Origin of the sequence: Paenibacillus chartarius, assembly GCF_042432825.1 — a bacterium.
Classification (GTDB): domain Bacteria; phylum Bacillota; class Bacilli; order Paenibacillales; family NBRC-103111; genus Gordoniibacillus; species Gordoniibacillus chartarius.
Genome location: NZ_JBHLWN010000076.1, coordinates 21161 through 38930 on the forward strand (window position 1 = coordinate 21161; position 17770 = coordinate 38930).

At 55.1% G+C, this 17770-nt stretch carries 12 protein-coding genes; 1 reads left to right on the plus strand and 11 read right to left on the minus strand.

Features of this window, described 5'->3' with window-relative positions; all coding sequences use genetic code 11:
- Positions 1-14: 14 nt before the first annotated feature.
- From ACFFK0_RS19295 to ACFFK0_RS19340, 10 genes are all read right to left on the minus strand, one after another.
- Complete coding sequence (locus tag ACFFK0_RS19295; RefSeq protein WP_377471961.1) at positions 15-992, minus strand: ROK family protein; 978 nt, start codon at positions 990-992, stop codon at positions 15-17.
- 104 nt (positions 993-1096) lie between these two features.
- Positions 1097-2632 (minus strand): ABC transporter substrate-binding protein, encoded by a 1536-nt coding sequence (locus tag ACFFK0_RS19300; RefSeq protein ID WP_377471962.1) that lies wholly within the window; start codon positions 2630-2632, stop codon positions 1097-1099.
- 72 nt (positions 2633-2704) lie between these two features.
- Positions 2705-3604 (minus strand): carbohydrate ABC transporter permease, encoded by a 900-nt coding sequence (locus ACFFK0_RS19305; protein ID WP_377471963.1) that lies wholly within the window; start codon positions 3602-3604, stop codon positions 2705-2707.
- Between the two features lie 24 nt (positions 3605-3628).
- Positions 3629-4546, minus strand: coding sequence for an ABC transporter permease (locus ACFFK0_RS19310; RefSeq protein WP_377471964.1), 918 nt, complete (start codon positions 4544-4546; stop codon positions 3629-3631).
- Between the two features lie 187 nt (positions 4547-4733).
- Positions 4734-6506 (minus strand): cache domain-containing sensor histidine kinase, encoded by a 1773-nt coding sequence (locus ACFFK0_RS19315; protein ID WP_377471965.1) that lies wholly within the window; start codon positions 6504-6506, stop codon positions 4734-4736.
- Positions 6503-8071, minus strand: coding sequence for a response regulator (locus tag ACFFK0_RS19320; RefSeq protein WP_377471966.1), 1569 nt, complete (start codon positions 8069-8071; stop codon positions 6503-6505). Before ACFFK0_RS19320 ends, ACFFK0_RS19315 begins: the two co-directional genes overlap by 4 nt.
- Before the next feature lie 358 nt (positions 8072-8429).
- Positions 8430-11852, minus strand: coding sequence for a glycoside hydrolase family 2 TIM barrel-domain containing protein (locus ACFFK0_RS19325; RefSeq protein ID WP_377471967.1), 3423 nt, complete (start codon positions 11850-11852; stop codon positions 8430-8432).
- Between the two features lie 82 nt (positions 11853-11934).
- On the minus strand, positions 11935-14007 hold the full coding sequence (locus ACFFK0_RS19330; RefSeq protein WP_377471968.1) for an alpha-glucuronidase family glycosyl hydrolase: 2073 nt from the start codon (positions 14005-14007) through the stop codon (positions 11935-11937).
- A gap of 28 nt (positions 14008-14035) precedes the next feature.
- A complete protein-coding gene (locus tag ACFFK0_RS19335; protein WP_377471969.1) occupies positions 14036-14893 on the minus strand; it encodes a carbohydrate ABC transporter permease in 858 nt (285 codons plus the stop codon).
- A gap of 17 nt (positions 14894-14910) precedes the next feature.
- The gene (locus ACFFK0_RS19340) at positions 14911-15825 is read right to left on the minus strand and encodes an ABC transporter permease (protein WP_377471970.1); all 915 of its coding nucleotides are present in this window, start codon (positions 15823-15825) and stop codon (positions 14911-14913) included.
- A gap of 266 nt (positions 15826-16091) precedes the next feature.
- On the opposite strand from ACFFK0_RS19340, the gene ACFFK0_RS19345 reads away from it, so the two are divergent.
- Positions 16092-16877, plus strand: coding sequence for an AraC family transcriptional regulator (locus ACFFK0_RS19345; protein WP_377471971.1), 786 nt, complete (start codon positions 16092-16094; stop codon positions 16875-16877).
- 56 nt (positions 16878-16933) lie between these two features.
- Here the strand turns inward: ACFFK0_RS19345 and ACFFK0_RS19350 are convergent, their stop codons facing one another.
- The gene (locus ACFFK0_RS19350; protein WP_377471972.1) at positions 16934-17740 is read right to left on the minus strand and encodes a Nif3-like dinuclear metal center hexameric protein; all 807 of its coding nucleotides are present in this window, start codon (positions 17738-17740) and stop codon (positions 16934-16936) included.
- Positions 17741-17770 lie beyond the last annotated feature (30 nt).

Genomic DNA, 17770 nt, shown 5'->3' on the forward strand with positions numbered 1-17770 from the left:
TCCGCCTTTCTATATTATTGGCGCAGCTTCCTGACTTGGTCATAAGCGTAAGCCGCCGCACCGATCGTTCCCGCTCTGCTGCCTAATCGGGCCTGCACAATATCGCAAGCCTCGCCGGATAGCTTGAGGGAACGCTTATTTACGCTTTCGCGAACGGAGTTCAGCAGCCGATCTCCGGCTGACGACACGCCGCCGCCGATGATGATTCGCTGCGGATTGAGCAGATTGATGACATTGGCCAATCCGACGCCAAGCAGTGTTCCGGTATCGTGCATGACCTCAATCGCTAAAGCATCGCCTTCATCGTACGCCAGACTCAGCATCTGAGCCTCGATTTGACTTACATCGCCGCGCACCCATTGTTGAATGACGCTGGTTCCGCCCTCTTTCATTCGTTCAATCAGCGTATTCACCATGCCGACAGCGGAGACGTACCTGCCCAAGCAGCCCGAGCTTCCGCACCGGCAGGGGCGGCCTTCACGGTACATATTCATATGGCCGATCTCCCCGGCGCTTGAAGTCGTACCGTACAGCACGCTCCCATCGCTCACAATTCCCGAGCCGAGGCCTGTGCCGACGGTAACCAGAAGCAGGTTCCGGTAACCCTGTCCCGCTCCGAACCTCCACTCGCCATACATATTCATGCGTACGTCGTTGTCGATAAAGACGGGAACATCGAAACGGGTCCGAATCGCCCGGACGACCTCGATCTGTTCCCAGCCGGGAAGATTGGGAGAAAATATCGATACCCCCCGTTCACGATCCAGTAACCCGGGGATGCCTAAACCGATGCACAGCATATCGCCTGGCAAGCCGCCCGCCAACGTCAATAATTCGTTAATCGCGTGGAATATTCTGCCAAGCACATGCTCGGGACCGTAAGCGGCTTCCGTCGGATGAATCAGCTCCTGAACCGGCTCAAACGCCTGATCAAACAGCGCCGCCTTGATCCGGGTGCCTCCCAGGTCGACTCCTATCATCCATTTCCCCACACGGTATCTACTCCTTTTGAAATGCTACACCTTGCTTGGCCTTCTTACACAAATCCGCTTCCAGCTTTAAGGTCTGGAAGCGGATCGCACTCGTGATGATCGTATTATTTTTTCGTGATGGCGTCGGCTTGCGCTTGCATCTCGGCAATAATTTTGTCGATGCCGGCTTGCTTCAGCTTATCCTTCAGATCCTGAACACCTTTAGCCGGATCGATAATGCCGTAGAACACCGGTTTGCCGTTAGCGTTCATGACGTTGTTCACCGCAGCCACTTCGTTCTTCACTTTGGAATCGTCGAACGTGAACGTTTCCAGCGGATGGTTGACCGTCACATTTTTCTTCCACGTTTCCGTGAACTCTTCGATCTCCTTGGCTACCGTCGAATCAAGACGCTCATTGAGCGAGTTCCAGCCCCAAGGACTTACGCCGGCAGGAGGGAATTTGCTAGAATCCGCAAGCGGCTTGAACTGCTTGTCGCCTACAGGCTCGTAGTGCTTGCCGGCAATACCGAAGTTCGTCAAGTCGTGAATTTGCGGGTCATAGCGAAGCAGCTCGATCGCCATCAGAGCGCGCTCCGGATTTTTCGAAGTGGCGTGAATCGACATGCCATTGTTGATGAATGGCTGGGAAAGACGCTTCTTATCCCCGCTCAGATCGTACAGCTCGATTTTCCAATCCGGATTTTTCAGCATGATTTCCGACTTGGCGCGCGTCAGCGTACCGAGGTTCCATTCCACGGACGCCAGCTTGCCGTCCTTGAACGCCTGCATCTTGTCGATCTTCGATACGAGCGCATCGCGGGCCCATGCTCCGCTCTTCGCCGATTCGAACATTTGCGCCGCAAATTTCTCGAACTCCGGCGTCTCCGTGTAGTTGAACAGCTTGCCAGTCTTGTCGTTCAGATTGTAAGCAATCGGAAGCTGAGGGACGATATAGCTCCATTCGTTCGGCTGCAGCAGCTCGATAGTGTTGAATTCGCTGGCGCCAAGGCTTGGCGTGAACGCTTTATCTTTCTCCGCAACCGTTTTCAAATAATTCAAATAATCAGCGTATGTTTTCAGCGGCTGCATACCGTACTTTTCTCTCAAATCGCCACGGATGGAAACGAGATGATAGCTGTACTCAAAGTTATTTTGCGGTACCATGTACACTTTGCCGTTGATTTTCGCCTGATCCCAAGCGACCTTCGGCTCTTTCTCCCACGTCTGCGGAGCGTACTTCTTCAGCATGTCCTCGGTAATCTCGTAGAAGCCGTTCTTCGTAGCCTGCTGAGCGTAGAACAGCCACGGAGCGGAGAGCACCAGGTCGAAATCTTCGTTCGCTGCGAAAATCAGCGGATACTTCTGCTGGTAGTCGCCCCAGTCAATGAAGCTGACGTCCAGCGTCGCATTAATCTTCTGCTTCATGATCTTGTTGACTTCCCCGTACACTGCGTCGAAATCGGCCGGCTTGGAGCCGAGCAGCACCATCTTCAGCTTCACTTCTTTGCTGGTGTCAGCGCTTCCGGATTGCGCAGCTGCAGGAGCCGGAGCGGCCTGCTGTGCCGGAGCTTCCGTCTTGCCGGAGCAGCCGGCGATGACGGAGGCGAGCATGACGCTCGCTGCAAACAGCGGGGTTTTGCGGATTTGTTTGATCGACATGTGTTTTCTCCCCTTTAGTGATATTAACTCCATATGATAAGCCAGCGATGCTGGTTTTATCCAGTTACAAAATTATCCTTTGACCGCGCCGATCGTGAGGCCCTGAACGAAGAACCGCTGAACGAACGGATAAAGGAAAATGATCGGTCCCGTGACGATGATGGCCAGCGCCATCTTAAGGCTTTCCCCAGGCAAATCGGCGATCTTCATCCCGGACACTTCCATGAGCTTGCGGACGCCTTCGAGGTTGCCGAGCGTCTTGTAAAGCAAATACTGCAAGGTATACAGCTTATCGGATTGAACGAATAGCAGCGAATTAAACCAATCGTTCCAGTACGTCAGTGCGGTAAACAGCCCGATGGTCGCCAGCGCCGGCTTGGAGAGCGGCAGGATCAGCTTCACGAAGATCGTGAAATCGCCGGCTCCGTCGATTTTGGCCGATTCCGTAATCGCATCGGGGATGCTGCTGAGAAACGTACGCAGAATGAGGATGTAGAACACGTTCAGCAGCGGCGGCAGCAGCAGCGCCCAGTACGTATCTTTCATGTGCAAATAGTTGACCATCAGAATGTACCAGGGTACAAGCCCGCCGTTGAACAGCGTCGTAAAGTAGAAGTAGAAGGCAAAGCCGTTGCGCCATTCAAAATCTTTGCGCTGCAGCACATAAGCCGTCATCGCCGAAACAAACAGCCCGAGCGCCGTACCGACTACCGTCAAGGAGATCGTCAGACCGTAGGCGTTAATATAGGTTTGCGGATTGCTGAGTGCGAAGGCATAGGCGCCGAGGGAAAATTCTTTGGGCCAGAAGCCGAAGCCCTCCCGCATAATCGATGATTCGCTGGTAAAGGAACCGCTCACGATGAGCAGAAACGGCAGCAGACATACGATCGCTACGAGCGATACGATGACATAGCCCAGAACGTTCAGCAGATACTGATCCCATCGATTTCTTTTTACAGTTGTCGTATTCATTCCATTCACCTCGCTTAGGGTCCGTTAGAACAGCGCGCTGTCTTTATCGGTCTTTCTAACCAAATAGTTCATGAGCAATATCGTGACGAAGCACAAAATCGATTGATAGAAGCCGATCGCTGCGGACATCCCGATTTCGTTATTGATAAGCAGCGAGCGGTAAACGTACGTATCGATGACATCGGTCGCCTTAAACAGCATGCCGTTGTTGCCGACCAATTGATAGAACAAGCCGAAATCCCCTCGGAAAATGTTGCCGATCGCCAGCAGCACCAAAATAATGATCGTCGGACGCAGGGATGGCAGCGTAATGTGCCAAATTCGCTGGAACACGTTCGCGCCGTCCATATCGGCCGCTTCGTACGTCTCCCGGTCGATGCTCATGATCGAAGCCATGTAGAACACGGCGCCGTAGCCGACCGCCTTCCAGGCGGAGAAGAACACGATAATGTACTTCCAATAGGTGTCGGTATTGTAAATGTCCAAGCTCTCCATTCCGATCGCCTTCAAGATCGTATTGATCGTACCGTGCTCGTAGTTGAACAAGTTGTAGGCAACCGCTCCGACGACGACCCAAGAGATGAAGTACGGCAGGAACATGACGGTTTGCGCGACTTTGCGGAACCATTTGGAGCCGAGCTCCACGATGAGAATCGCTACGATGATCTGCAGCACATTGTTCACGATGATAAACGCCGCATTATAAAGCAGCGTATTCCGGGTTACGCTGAAGGCATCGCCCGTCATGAAGAAAAACTTGAAATTGTCGAGTCCGACCCAGGGCGACCCGAAGATTCCCAGATCGTAGCGGTATTGCTTGAAGGCAAGCACAATGCCTGCCATCGGCACGTAGCTGAATAAGAAAAAGAATAGCACGGCCGGCATGATCATGAACAGTAAGCTTCTGTTTTGCCGCAGCCGGTATAACAACCCTCGTTTCATTACGATCCACCCCTTGAAGCTGAAGCTTCTGTTGTTTGTAGATATAGCTTATCAACTCTCAAAGGCGGTTCGTACCGGATAAAGTATCGGTTATCTGTAATTTTTGTCGATCGCCAGCCGAAAAAAAAACGACCGCTCGCAGGCTGCCATACCTGCTTACGGTCTTATCGCGTTCAAACGTTCCGTATTAAACTTCGTTCCGCGGTATTCTGACGGTCACCAGCGTCCCCTTCCCCGCTTCGCTGGCGTACGTTAATCCGTACTCCTCGCCGAAATACGACTGAAGCCGCAGCTTCACGTTCATCGCCCCGTAGCCGCTGCCGGTTTCCGAAGCATCCAGCGTACCGGACTGCAGCTTCGCCAGCTTGTCCGGGTCCATGCCGATGCCGTTGTCTTCGACGGCGACGACCAAGTCGCTGCCGTCCGCATAAGCGCGAATCCGAATCGATCCTTCCCGGCTTACGCGGCCCAGGATCCCATGCATAATCGCATTTTCGACGATCGGCTGCAGCGTAATTTTCGGAATCGGCGTCTCCAGCAGCTCTTCCGGCACCTCGACCGCATAGTCGATCTTGTGATCGAACCGGATATTTTGAATCTGAACGTAGAAGGATACGTGGTCGATCTCCTCGCGAAGCGAGATAATGTCTCTGCCGTTGCTTAGGCTCAGCTTATAGAACCGCGACAGCGCCTTGACCACTCCTTTAATATCCTGATTCATCCCCCGGTTCGCCATCCAGTTGATCATATCCAGCGTGTTGTACAGGAAGTGCGGGTTGATTTGGGATTGCAGTGCTTTCAGCTCGGCGTTTTTCATCTCCTGGCCAAGCCGGTACTGCTCCTTATTCATGTCCTCGATCTTGTTGACCATGAAATTGTACGTATGAATGAGCTCGCCGACCTCGTCGCGTCCCTGCTTGCGCGGAAGCGCCACCAGCGCGCCGCTCTGCACATCCTTCAAATGCGTGATCAGCTGCGAGATGCGGCGGGTAATCGAGTGCGCCAGCACATAAGCGATGAAATATGCCACCGTCGCAATGATGAGCAGAAGAATCAGTAAAAAATTGCGAAGCTTGCGGCTCTCCTCGACAATTTCAATGAGCGGGATTTCGGTGACCATCGACCACTGGGAGGAAGGGATCGGGTGATACAGATAGTAGGTCGTTCCGTTGTCGAAGACGTACGTCTGGTCGTCATTTCCAGGCAGCTCATCGTCGAGCTGAGGAGCCGCCCCGGGCTGGGACGATAAAATCATCCGCCCTTCCGCATCGCGCAAATAGGTGACACTGTTCTTGACGACGTCCGCCTTCGCGAGAATGGACTGGAGCACGCTCTTCTTGACGTCGATCTGAATCCGTCCGAGTATTTCCGCATAGTTGGCCGTATTTAACAAATTGCGGACGACATGAAGATAGGGGCTGTCCGAGCCTTGCTGCTGTATATCGCTCGTCGTGCACCATAGCAGCTTGGCCCGCTCGTCCCTCAGACGCTGAAAGCACGGCGCCTTCTCGGCTTGTTCCATGGGCAGGAAATTTTCTCTCTCATTTGCGAAAATAATATCGTCCTGCATGTACAGCATAACTTTCGCCACATCAATGTCATCTTCGAAAGAGCGCAGCGTTTGCTTCAATTCTTGATACATTTCCATTTGCCGGCTCGTATCCTTGCCCTCCACTTCCCGGAGCGCTGCCGACAAGCTCGGCGTGACCGCGATCGTATCCGACGTCTCTTCCACCCGCTGCAGCCGGTAGCGCAGGAACGAATAAGTCAGCTCGAAGCCCTGTCTGGCGGAATATGTGCTCTGCTCCAGCAGGATGCCCGAAATCCGCTCCGACGCGATGATTTGGAACAACCCCAGCGGCAGCAAAATGAACGCGATATACGTAAACAAAATCTTGTTGCGCAGCTTTGTATGATACAGCAGCTTTAATACATAGCGGGGCAGCACTCGAAACATCATTGAAACCGCTCCCTATATTCGGAAGGCGTCATTCCCGTAAACTTGCGGAACACCTTGGCGAAATATTCCCCGTCCTTGAAGCCGACCTGACCGGCAATATCCGACACCTTCAAGCTTCTTTCCTTCAGGAGCTCTCTCGCCTTCTCGATCCGGTATTCCAGGACATACTGCTTGACCGTCGTGCCTGTCGCTTCCTTGAACACGGATATGACATAGGACATCGACAGCTGCAAATGGTCGCTGATTTCTTGTACCGATAAATGATCGTCGGCATAATGCTGATGCACATATTTCACGATTTTCGACGAAATGTGACCGTGCCCCTTCTGATGGGTCTCCCATGCTTTGTGCCACACCTGCAGCTTCGCCAGCAAAATATCCTGCAGTTCGCCCAAATAGCGGCATTCGAACATTCGTTCCCACGCTGCACTCATGGCTTCGCTGCCCGTTTCCCCGTGTAAGCCGGCTTCGTGAAAATAATGCTCCAGCTCCTGCACCAACCGGTAATACAGCTCCTTCACTTGGTTAACGGGGGTGCCCGGTGCGCGCCGAAACTCCGAAGACAGCTGCCGCACGAGCCTCTCATAGTCATCGAACTTTTCTTGCGCGAGCATCTCCTTGAATCTCTCCAAGTGTTTCGGGTCCGGTGTATGGGGTTCCTTCGGCGACGTGGAAGCGGGATCTCCATATAGGATAAGGGAGTAGGGGCCGCGAAAAAACGACTCCTGCAGCAAAACGACTGCCGTTATATAAGATTCGTGAGCATGAGCCAGCCCTGCAACAGGAACGCCGATCGCAATATCATGCTTGACTTGCCGGCCTCTCAGCTCGTACGAAAACATACTGAAAACATCTTTCAGATTCGTGGCGGAGAGCTTCGAGCGGTCCGGGGCGATCAGCTGCACGACGACATGCCTATCGTCCTTGGCGAACATAAGCGCCGCGACGCCATATTCCGCTGCGCTCGATTCCAGCAGACGTTCCAGCTCGTCCAATTCCGGATGCTCCCGGTCCAGCTTGACCATGCAGGTGACGCCGGCGTATTCCGGCGTTATGGAGCCGGGAAGCCACGACAGCTCTTGGGCCAAGTCTCCCCGGTCCGCATTCGGACGGGTCAGCGTTTGCGCCGCTTGACGCTTCAGCAGATGCGCTTTCTCGGCGGACAGGCTCAGCATTTGCTGCTGCTTGCGCTCCGCCTCATGCTCGGAGACGGCCGTCGCCAGCGCCGCCTCGACTTCATCGACATCGAGCGGCTTCTCCACGTAGCTGATCGCCTTCAAGGTGATTGCCGCTTTCAAATATTCTTTCTCGGCATAGCCGCTCATAAATACGATTTTGCAATTCGGGTATTTGCGGCGCAGCTGCGAAGCCAAGGCAACGCCGTCCATGCGCGGCATCTTTATATCCGTCAGGACGATATCCGGCTCGTAGGCTTCGCATACCGCCAGTGCATCCATCCCGTCGACCGCTTCTTTGACTTCGGATATGTGCAGCCTACTCCAATCGACCGACTCCAGTATCCCTTCCCGCGTTAACCGTTCATCCTCGACGAGGAGAAGTTTCATAGAGATGACCCCTTGCCCTATAGTCATGATGCAGATTAATAGTATCGTGAAAACGATGAATTGGAAAGGGTAAAACCATTCATACGGAGTCGGTTCGAGCCTCGAGACTGGTTCATGTCAGCCATTATGGTGGCTGTTCGGTGACGCGTGTCGCTCCGCGGCTGTAACGACGCTTTACATCGTTACGCTGAGCATTCGTGCTAAACCGGAGTAAGTTAACGATGCAGAACATCGCTAACGGCTCCGACACTTGGGGATGTCGCGCCGCTCCTGCGACTTTAACAATCGACCGCTGTCAGGAAGTCCGCGCACAAAAAAAATCAATCCCCGCGTGACCACGCGAAGATTGATGTACTCTCTACCTTTCAAACCGGAACCAGCCGAAATCGAACAGCGAGCCCGGCAGGAAAATGAACGTTACATGCTGCAACCCCGTTACCCGTTCCAATTCGAATACTCGCTTCTCATAGCCGTCGGACTTCGCGAAATCGACAAGCTGATTGCTTTCAGCGCCGTCCGGACCGGAGAAGCGGATGTGAATCGTATTTTTATCGATCGGCGAATTTCCGTACACGACAAGCTTGGCGGCACCCTCACCGGCAAAATCCATCTGCTCGAACACCAGCGATACGTTATTCCCTATGCCTTCAACGCTGCTCTCCGCAATCGTGAACGTATCGCCGTAAATATGGTCGCACGACGCAGCGAAATTTTGCTCAAAGGCTCTGTTCCTCCGGTGAAACGTAAAGCCTTTAATATGCACCTTCTGATGAAGGACGAAACAAATCGACGTAATGCCGCGCAGCGTCTTGGGCAACCGGTACGTTTCTTCTTGGTACACGTTCCATTTGGATGGCTTCTGATAAATGACGTCGGCCAGCAGCGCGCTGTCCGCTTCCCCCGGCATGCCCTCCCAAATTTGCAAGGCATACGCCTCGCTGGTCAATGCGAAGATCGGAATCGTGATCGTATCCGAGCCGTAAGGGCCGAAGTCGATGTCGCGGAAGCCGACCTGCGTTTCCCCGTCCCGGCTTGTCGCGACTCCGCGTTCGTTCCCGTTGCCGACTTCCCCTTTGCTGTAATCGTACAATCCCGCGGAAATAAATCCGTACGGGTCCTTGTAAGCCGTGCCAAGACCGTCCGCCGAAAATTCCAGCTGCGAGATCAGCTTCGTCTTGTCGCTGCCGTTCTTGCCCGTACAGCGGAGCCGGAACTGTCCGTCGCCGAGCGCCGTAAGCTTCGCTTCGAGTCCGTTCGCTTCGACCTTGGCGATGTTGGAGACGATCCCTGCATCGTTCACAACACTCCACTCCACTTCCCGATAGGAAGCGGATGCAGGGTGCAGCACAGCGCGGACGAGCATTTCCCGGCAGGACGGGTCGAACCGCTGTCCCGACTCGGAGACGATTTCGATTTTGCGGAGCGGGATTTCCGCATCGCTTCCCATGACGATCGGCAGCTCCCGATTGCGCGCACCGGCGGATACACCCGCCAACGTCCGATCCGTAACCGGATAAGACTCGAATTCCGCGCTGCAGCTCTCCATACCGGCGGAGGTAACGTCAATTCGCACTTTGCCCGGCTCCAGCGTGGAAGCGATGACGGCCATCAGCTTGCCGCTGAACAGTCTTCGGCTGAGCCCTTTATACGGATCGTAGTCCGTGCTGTCCCCATTATCGAGCCCGATCAGCCGCCCTGCGCCCGTTACCTCGACCCTTACGCGATTGTTTGCATTTTCCACAGGATTGCCGTGCTCGTCTTCCACCGTAATCGCTGCGAAGATCAGGTCCGTGCCGTCCGCCGCCAGCGTTGTCTTATCCGCATTCAGCCGGATTCGTTTCGCGTCGCCGAACGACCGGCGTACATCGACAGCGATAACCTCACCATGTTCATCATAGGCCATCGCCTTTAATTCCCCCGGCTCATAAGGTAGCTTCCACCAGCCGACCAGCTGCGTTCCGTGCGCATGATCGATATGATGGGTGCCGACAGTGACGCCGTTGAACTGCAGTTCAACGACAGGCGCATTCGAGCATACGCGGACGTCGATCGTTTGCCCCGGGTTGAAGTCCCAATAAGGAAAAATGTGCACCATCGGCTTCTTCTTGTAATCCGTCCACGCCGATTGATAAATGTAGTACGAATCCTTCGGAAACGTCGCGGTATCCGCTTGCCCGAAATACGAGTTCTTCGTATGATACGGCGTCGGTTCCCCGATATAATCGAAGCCGGTCCATAGAAACTGCCCGAGCGAGAACGGGGTATCTCTTTCCGCCACAATGCACGCTTCGGCGGACCGCGCCCCCCAGCTTGTCGCACTGTTGCCAAGGGCGGAGCACTGCTCGTCGTCGTCGGCAAGAATGGATTTCTCGAACGGGAAATGATAAATGCCGCGGCTTTGCACGACGGAAGCGGTCTCGCTGCCGTAGATGATCCAGTCCGGATGCTCCTCGTGATGCTTGCGGTAATATTTTTCCGCGTAGTTATAACCTGCCACCTTGACGATGTCGGCGCATTTTTGAGCGTTCTCCCAAGGCATATAATTCGACCCGATCGTGACTCTGGCGTTCTGCTTCGGATCGTGCTTCCGCACTTCATCCATAAGCATTCGCGTCACTTCTTGCCCGCGCTCATCCGCGTGGGTATCGTAAATCTCGTTACCGATACTCCACATCAGCAAGCTGGGATGGTTGCGGTCGCGCCTGACCCAGCTCCTCACATCCCGCGCAGCCCATTCCTTGAAAAATCTCGCGTAATCATACGGCGTCTTCGGCCGTTCCCACATATCGAAAGCTTCCGAGACGACGAGCAGCCCCATCTCATCCGCCAGGTCCATCAGCTCCTTGGCCGGCATATTGTGGGCGGTCCGCACCGCATTGACCCCCATATGCTTCAGGATCGCGAATCTGCGCCGCAAGGCGGCTTTGTTGAATGCCGCTCCGAGCGCCCCCAAATCGTGATGCTCGCATACGCCGTTCAGCTTCAGCTTGACGCCGTTAAGCCGCAGCCCGTCGTTCGGATCCATCGTAACGGTTCGAAATCCGATGCGCTGCGAGACCGTTTCGAGCGTTTCCTTCGCTTCCGCCGTCTCCAGCCGGGTGACCAGCCCGTAAAGCTCCGGCTCTTCCGTGCTCCACCGCTTCGGATGCGGGATCAGCAGCCTTTGCCGGTTTACAACACCAGCCGCACTGCCTGCCTCTAGCCGTTCCGATGAGGACGCCACCGGGCTGCCAGCGTACAGAAGCGTGTGCGTCAGGAGTACGTCTTCCAGCAGGCTTAGCTCGGTGTCGACTTCAACCAGCCAGCCGCCGTCCGCCAGCTTCGTGCCGATATAGACGCCGTCCGTAACGATATGCGTCGGCCCTCTTGTTTTGAGCCATACGTTCCGGAATATGCCGGCCCCCGAATACCAGCGGCTGTTCGGACTTTGATGCACGACCTTCACGACGACTTCATTGTCACCGTCCACGACGGCATCGGTAATATCATGCTCGAAGGAGGAATACCCATACTTCCATTCGCCCGCCAGCCGGCCGTTCACATAGACGGAAGAATCCATATAGACGCCGTCAAAACAAAGCAAAAGCTGCGTCCCGTCCTTCTTCACGGCAAATCTTTTCCGATACCAGCCGATACTGTTCTCGTACAGCTGCAGCGTTTGGTATATGAGCCAATCGTGCGGAAGGTCGACAGGCTCGAACGCAAGGCCGGTACAGTCCGCTGCTTCCAAACCGCTCTTCGCAAATTCCCATCCGTCGTTAAATAGCTTCTTCTGATTCATCCCCGGTTACCCTCTTTTCGGAATGCTGAAGTCGGCGCCGACCGGCGCATGCCGCAGGGCGATAGCCGCTAGCCGCAATGGACTATACGAAAATCACACGCTTGCCTTGATCGGGAATGCCGGACTTCCGGTAAAAGTACGTGTTGACGACATCGCGCCACTCTTTCGCATTGTCCAGCTGTCTGGCGAGTCTCTCGCCTATATGCCGAAACCGCTCCGCGTCCAGTTTGCCCTCCAGGCTTCGCCAGCGCACAATCCATTGCTCCACCTGCTCCACGCCTTCGAAGTGAGTGTCATAGATATGCTGGATGACCGTCTTGCCCGATTGAAGGCGATACGTGTACGGGACATGATGGAAAAACAGCAGCAGCTCGTCCGGACAGCTTGATGTTCGCTCATACCGTTCCGCGTTGGCGCCGACGTATTGACCCGCATAGCCGGTACCCGTAGCGACCGTCCGGTCGACTCCGACACCGTCCCGATCGGCAAAATGATACGTCCCCCATTTGGAGTATTCGTACCCGTCCACATCAACGCCGTAATGGAGATGCGGACGCACCATCCAGCCTACCCCGAGCGGCGAAGTATACTTCTCGTACGCCGGCCACGATTCCATCAATATATCCGTTACCGCAGACGCAACCTCGGAATTATCGCCGAAGGTGAGCCGCACCCATTCGGCGGCGATCTGCTCGGCGGACAGCTCCGGGTTCCAGATCAGTCTCCCGTACCCGAACAAATTCGCTTGAGCGAGATGGTGTCCGGTCCAGTTGTCGTCATCGCCGACATTCGTAACTGCGGTAATTCCGCAATGCGAGTACGGATGCACGCGGCCGGCCGCAATGTCCTTGACCTTGCTTCCTTCCCCTTTCACCAGCGTATCGAACTCCAGCACCTGTTTCCACTGCGGGACGAGGTAGCACACATCGATCTGATGACCGGTATACTCTTGCGTAATCTGGAATTCCATGATCTGGTTCGTCCGCTCCATCGCCCCGAACAGCGGCGAGACCGGCTCGCGCACCTGGAAGTCCATCGGGCCGTTCTTGATCTGAAGCACGACATTATCCATGAACCGGCCGTCGAGAGGCTTGAAATGGTCGTACGCCGCGCGGGCGCGGTCCGTCGTGCGGTCCCGCCAATCCTGTTGACAATTGTAGACGAAGCACCGCCACAGCACCAGTCCGCCGTACGGCTTCAGCGCAGCCGCCAGCATATTCGCCCCGTCGGCGTGATCCCGGCCGTAAGTGAACGGGCCGGGCCGGTTCTCCGAATCGGCCTTGACGACGAAGCCGCCGAAATCGGGAATATGCCGGTACACCCGCTCCGCCGCTCTTTGCCACCAGGCCGCGACTTCGGCGTCGAGCGGATCGGCCGTCGCCGTTTCCCCCAGCTCTACGGGACTCGCATAATTGGCGCTTAAGAACAAGCGGATGCCATACTCGCGGAACGCGTCCGCAATCGCCGCCACATCCGGCAGCAGCTGTTCGGTGAGGAGCATCGTCTCCTGCCGGTGGACGTTGACGTTATTGATGGCGATGCCGTTAATGCCGATGGAGGCCATCAGCCGGGCGTAGTCCCGAATCCGCGGCGAGCCGCTCAGAACACGGCCATCCGCATAAAGAAACGAACGACCGGCATAGCCCCTCTCGATGGAGCCGTCCATATTGTCCCAATGATTAATCATCCTCAGCCCGTATTTCGGCTGCTCCGTCACATCGAGGCTGCCGAGGTCCGCTCCGGTCACGATCAGGCGCAGGAAGTGAAACACCGCATACAGCAGGCCTTTCCCTGAACCGCCGGCCAGCACGATCGCCTCCCGGTCCGGTTCGCATACGGTCTTGATCCGGTAACTCTCCTCACCGAAGGCGGACGTTTCCCCTCCCCCGATCAACCGGGCGACGTGCGCCGAGCCCCCGACCGTTCCAAGCAAAATATAGCGTCGTCCCGTTACAGGCGCCGGTACGATCGCAGGCCTCTTGCCGAGCATCGCTGCCATCCCCGCGGTCAATTCGTCTACCGCGGTCTTGAGAGGCCCTTGTTCAGCCGCTTCTGTCAGCACGATGTCTTGTGCCCATTCGACGGCCGCCTCTCGCGCTGCTTGACCCAGCAGATCGTATTGCAGCCAGCATGAGTACCCGTTGTTGTTTTTCACAGTAATCCTCCCATAGATAACGTCAAGCTTATCCTTTCACGGAGCCCATCAGGACCCCTTTGGCAAAATGCTTCTGCAGAAACGGATAGACGAGCAGAATCGGAATCGTCGACACGACGATGACCGCCATTTTCACGGATTGCCCATAGTACGCCACCGATTCCCCCGCCGAGCTGCTGTCGCCGAGACCGCCGGAGGCGAGGACGACGATTTGCCGCAGCAGCACCTGCACCGGCCATTTGTCCGGCGTATTGATATACATGATCGCGCTGAAGTATTGGTTCCATATGCCTACGGCATAGAACAGCCCGAACGCGGCCAGCGACGGCAGCGATAGCGGCAGCACGACGCGGAGCAGCACGGTGATTTCATGAGCCCCGTCGATCTTGGCCGATTCAATCAGCTCCGTCGGCACGCTGGCGAAGAAGTCCCGCATAATGATCAGGTTGAAGGCGCTGATCAGCCCCGGAATCATGAGCGCCCACAGCGTGTCGATCATGTGCAGCTCCTTCACGACGAAATAAGTCGGGATGAGACCGCCTTGAAACAGCATCGTGAACAGGATGAGCAGCATAAACTTGCTGCGCCCCGGCAGCTGTTTGAACGACAGCGAATACGCCATCAGCGACGTCGCCGCAAGGCTCAGGAACGTGCCGAGGAGCGTAATGTAGGCGGAGATGCCCAAGCTGTTCACGAACGTTCGCGTTCCGAAAATGTATTGATACGCCCCGAGCGAATATCGCGTCGGCCACACTTGATTGTCGGCGCCGAAGGAGGCGACGACCACGTAAACGAAAGGCAGAAACGTTACGAGAGCGACCAGCGCCAGGAAGCCGTAATTGCAAGCATCGAATATTTTCTCGCCGACAGTCCGGTGAATGTTCATCGCAAATCCCCCTTTCTCTAGTAGATTCCTTCTTCACCGAACCATTTGGCGATTTGGTTGGCAATGACGACCAGGATAAGCCCCACAACCGATTTGAACAACCCGACTGCCGTACTGTAGCTGAATTGTCCTTGTACCAGGCCGACCCGATACACATACGTATCGAACACTTCGCCCACTTCGCGGTTGATCGGATTCAGCATCAGGAAAATTTGCTCGAAGCCGAGGTCAAGGAAGCTGCCCAGCCGAAGAATAAACAAAATAACGATAATGCTGCGGATCGAAGGGAGCGTAATGTGCCACAGCAATTGGAACCGGTTCGCCCCGTCCATACGGGCGGCTTCGTACAGCTGCAGGTTTACCCCGGCAAGCGCCGCCAGGAAAATGATCGTTCCCCAGCCCGCGTCCTTCCAGATCATCTGCAGCACAATGAGCGGCCGAAACCAGTCCGTGCTTGTCAAAAATTCGACCGCCTGCCCGCCGGAAGCGCTGACAATCATATGATTGACAATGCCGTCCGTCGTGGAAAGCAGCACATACGAAATGCCAACGATCACGACCCACGATAAAAAATGGGGGACGTATACAAGCGTCTGCACGAACCGCTTAAACACTTCCTTACGGGCTTCATTCAGCAGCAGCGCCAAAACAATCGTAATCGGGAAAAAAATGACGATATTGTACAAGCCGAGAATGAGCGTGTTCTTGAACAGCATCCAGAAATCCGGCATCGTGAAGAAGCGGGTAAAATGATCGAAGCCGACCCAGTCGCTCTCCATCAGCCCGATGTAAGGCTGGTAATTTTTAAACGCCATCAGAAGTCCCCACAAGGGAACGTACTTGAACACAAGGAAATAGATGAGGCCGGGAAGCATGAACAGATACAGCCATCGGTACGTGACAATCTCTTTCCACCGCTGACGTAACGGCATGTCGGTCGACTCCTTTTTGTTAGGAATGAGAGGGTGTTACACTTGTAATTAATCAACCCTTTTAGGACTGCCTGGATCCGAAAACAACGTTGATCTTTATTATTTTTTTGGCTGTAGTACTATATTAAAATTATAATGAATGCGCTTTTACATCTCCATAGAGGAACCCAATATTATTTGTAATTATTCAATATACATTCGGCTTGACTTGTCCTATAATGAGGACAATGCCGCCCAACACCGGCAAGTCAAGGAGCTGATCTTGTATGGATATTTCCGCTTATGCGGACATCGTTCCGGACATCTTCCTGTTTGTGGACCGGAGAAGCTTTCCCGATTGGGAAATTATTCGCCAGGAAATCAACTTTCACGATCTGACGTTCATTGTCGGCGGCAAAGCCGATTATTACGTCAACGGCAAGAAGTACACCGCTGAGAAGGGCGATTTGATTTACGTTCCTCCGGGCAGCATCCGGGAAGCGAATACGTACAAAGAAAATCCGATGCATTCGTATGCGTTTAACTTTTGGCTGTCTCCTTCCAACGATCTTCACCTGCCGTTTCAGACTGTAACGAGAAGCTTCGTTCCCGTTGAAGTGATCGGCTACGTCAAAGAGTTTGCTCAAGTATGGATGACCAAGCAGCGCGGATACGAGATTCAAGCGCGCGGGCTGTTTCTGCTCATCCTGCACCGCCTCCTGTCCGTAGCTCTGCTGCGAGGCGGCTCCGTGCAGACCGACGACCGGATCGCCAAAGTTCGGGCGTATATTGCCGAGCATTACATGGACAATTTGAATCTGGATACGGTCGCCTCCCTAGTGGGACTGCATCCGGTCTATATCAGCAAATTGTTCAAGCAGGATACGAACTACAGCTTCAAGCAGTTCCTGAATTTGATTCGGGTTAACAATGCGGAGATGATGCTCAAGGCCGGCGGCTTCACCGTCTCGGAAGTAGCGGAGCGGTGCGGCTACGACGACATCAGCTATTTCAGCAACGTGTTCAAATCGGTTAAGGGGTATTCGCCGTCTACGGTGTTGAAGAAGGTGTAAGAAGCAAAGAAGCCGCTCGTCGGGGAGCCGGCTTCTTCAATCGTTATGGAAGGTGCCTACAGCAATTCAAATAACGGCTTGGCGGGTATGAACCGGACCGGCACACCGGGGAACCGCTCCCCGAGAAGCCCGGCAACGTACCGCATGCCCGGCTCTTCGCTGGCGGCGTGGCCGATCAGCAGCAGCGACTTGCGTCTGCCCTGATGCACGGCGTCGCGCACATATTCCGGCGTCTCCCATTCGGGCCCTTCGCCCGCGATGATGAGATCAAGCTTCCGGCTTTCGAACAGCGGGATGGCTGTCGATCCCCCACCCCGATAACCGGCCAGAAGGCCGATCCGGGAGCAGGAAGCCGCCGTGTCTCCGACTGCCCGAACGTAAGGTATCCCCAGCTTGGTTTTGACAGCTTCGGCAATGCTGGTCACGCTCGTATCAGGGATACGGACGATCGTCGCCGCCGGCAGCCGCTCATCTACATATGGCGCCCAGCCCAAATCCCGGACCAAGCCCTCCGTGATCGCGTCCGGCTCATAGCGGTGCACGTGATCATGGAACCGGTACACGGCAATGCCCGACTGCACGAGCCACTCCCGTTTGGTCCGGTACACCGGATCATCCTGCAGCGTGTCCTGCCGTTCGTGATGCGAGTAGAATATTCCCTCATGGGAAATGACGAGGTTCGCCCCGAGTCCGGCTGCCTGCTCCAGAACGTGCTGCGCAGCGACGAAGGTCGTTACGATGCCCGTAACCTCGGTCTCCTCCGACCCGAACATCAACTCATCAACGGTTGGTTCCGGCCGGCTTCCCCGCTCCGTCAACCACTGCAGCACGTCGCCAATCGTAACCGGGCGTGTCACCCCCATGACGTTCTCCTCCTCTCGCTTCCGAACAGC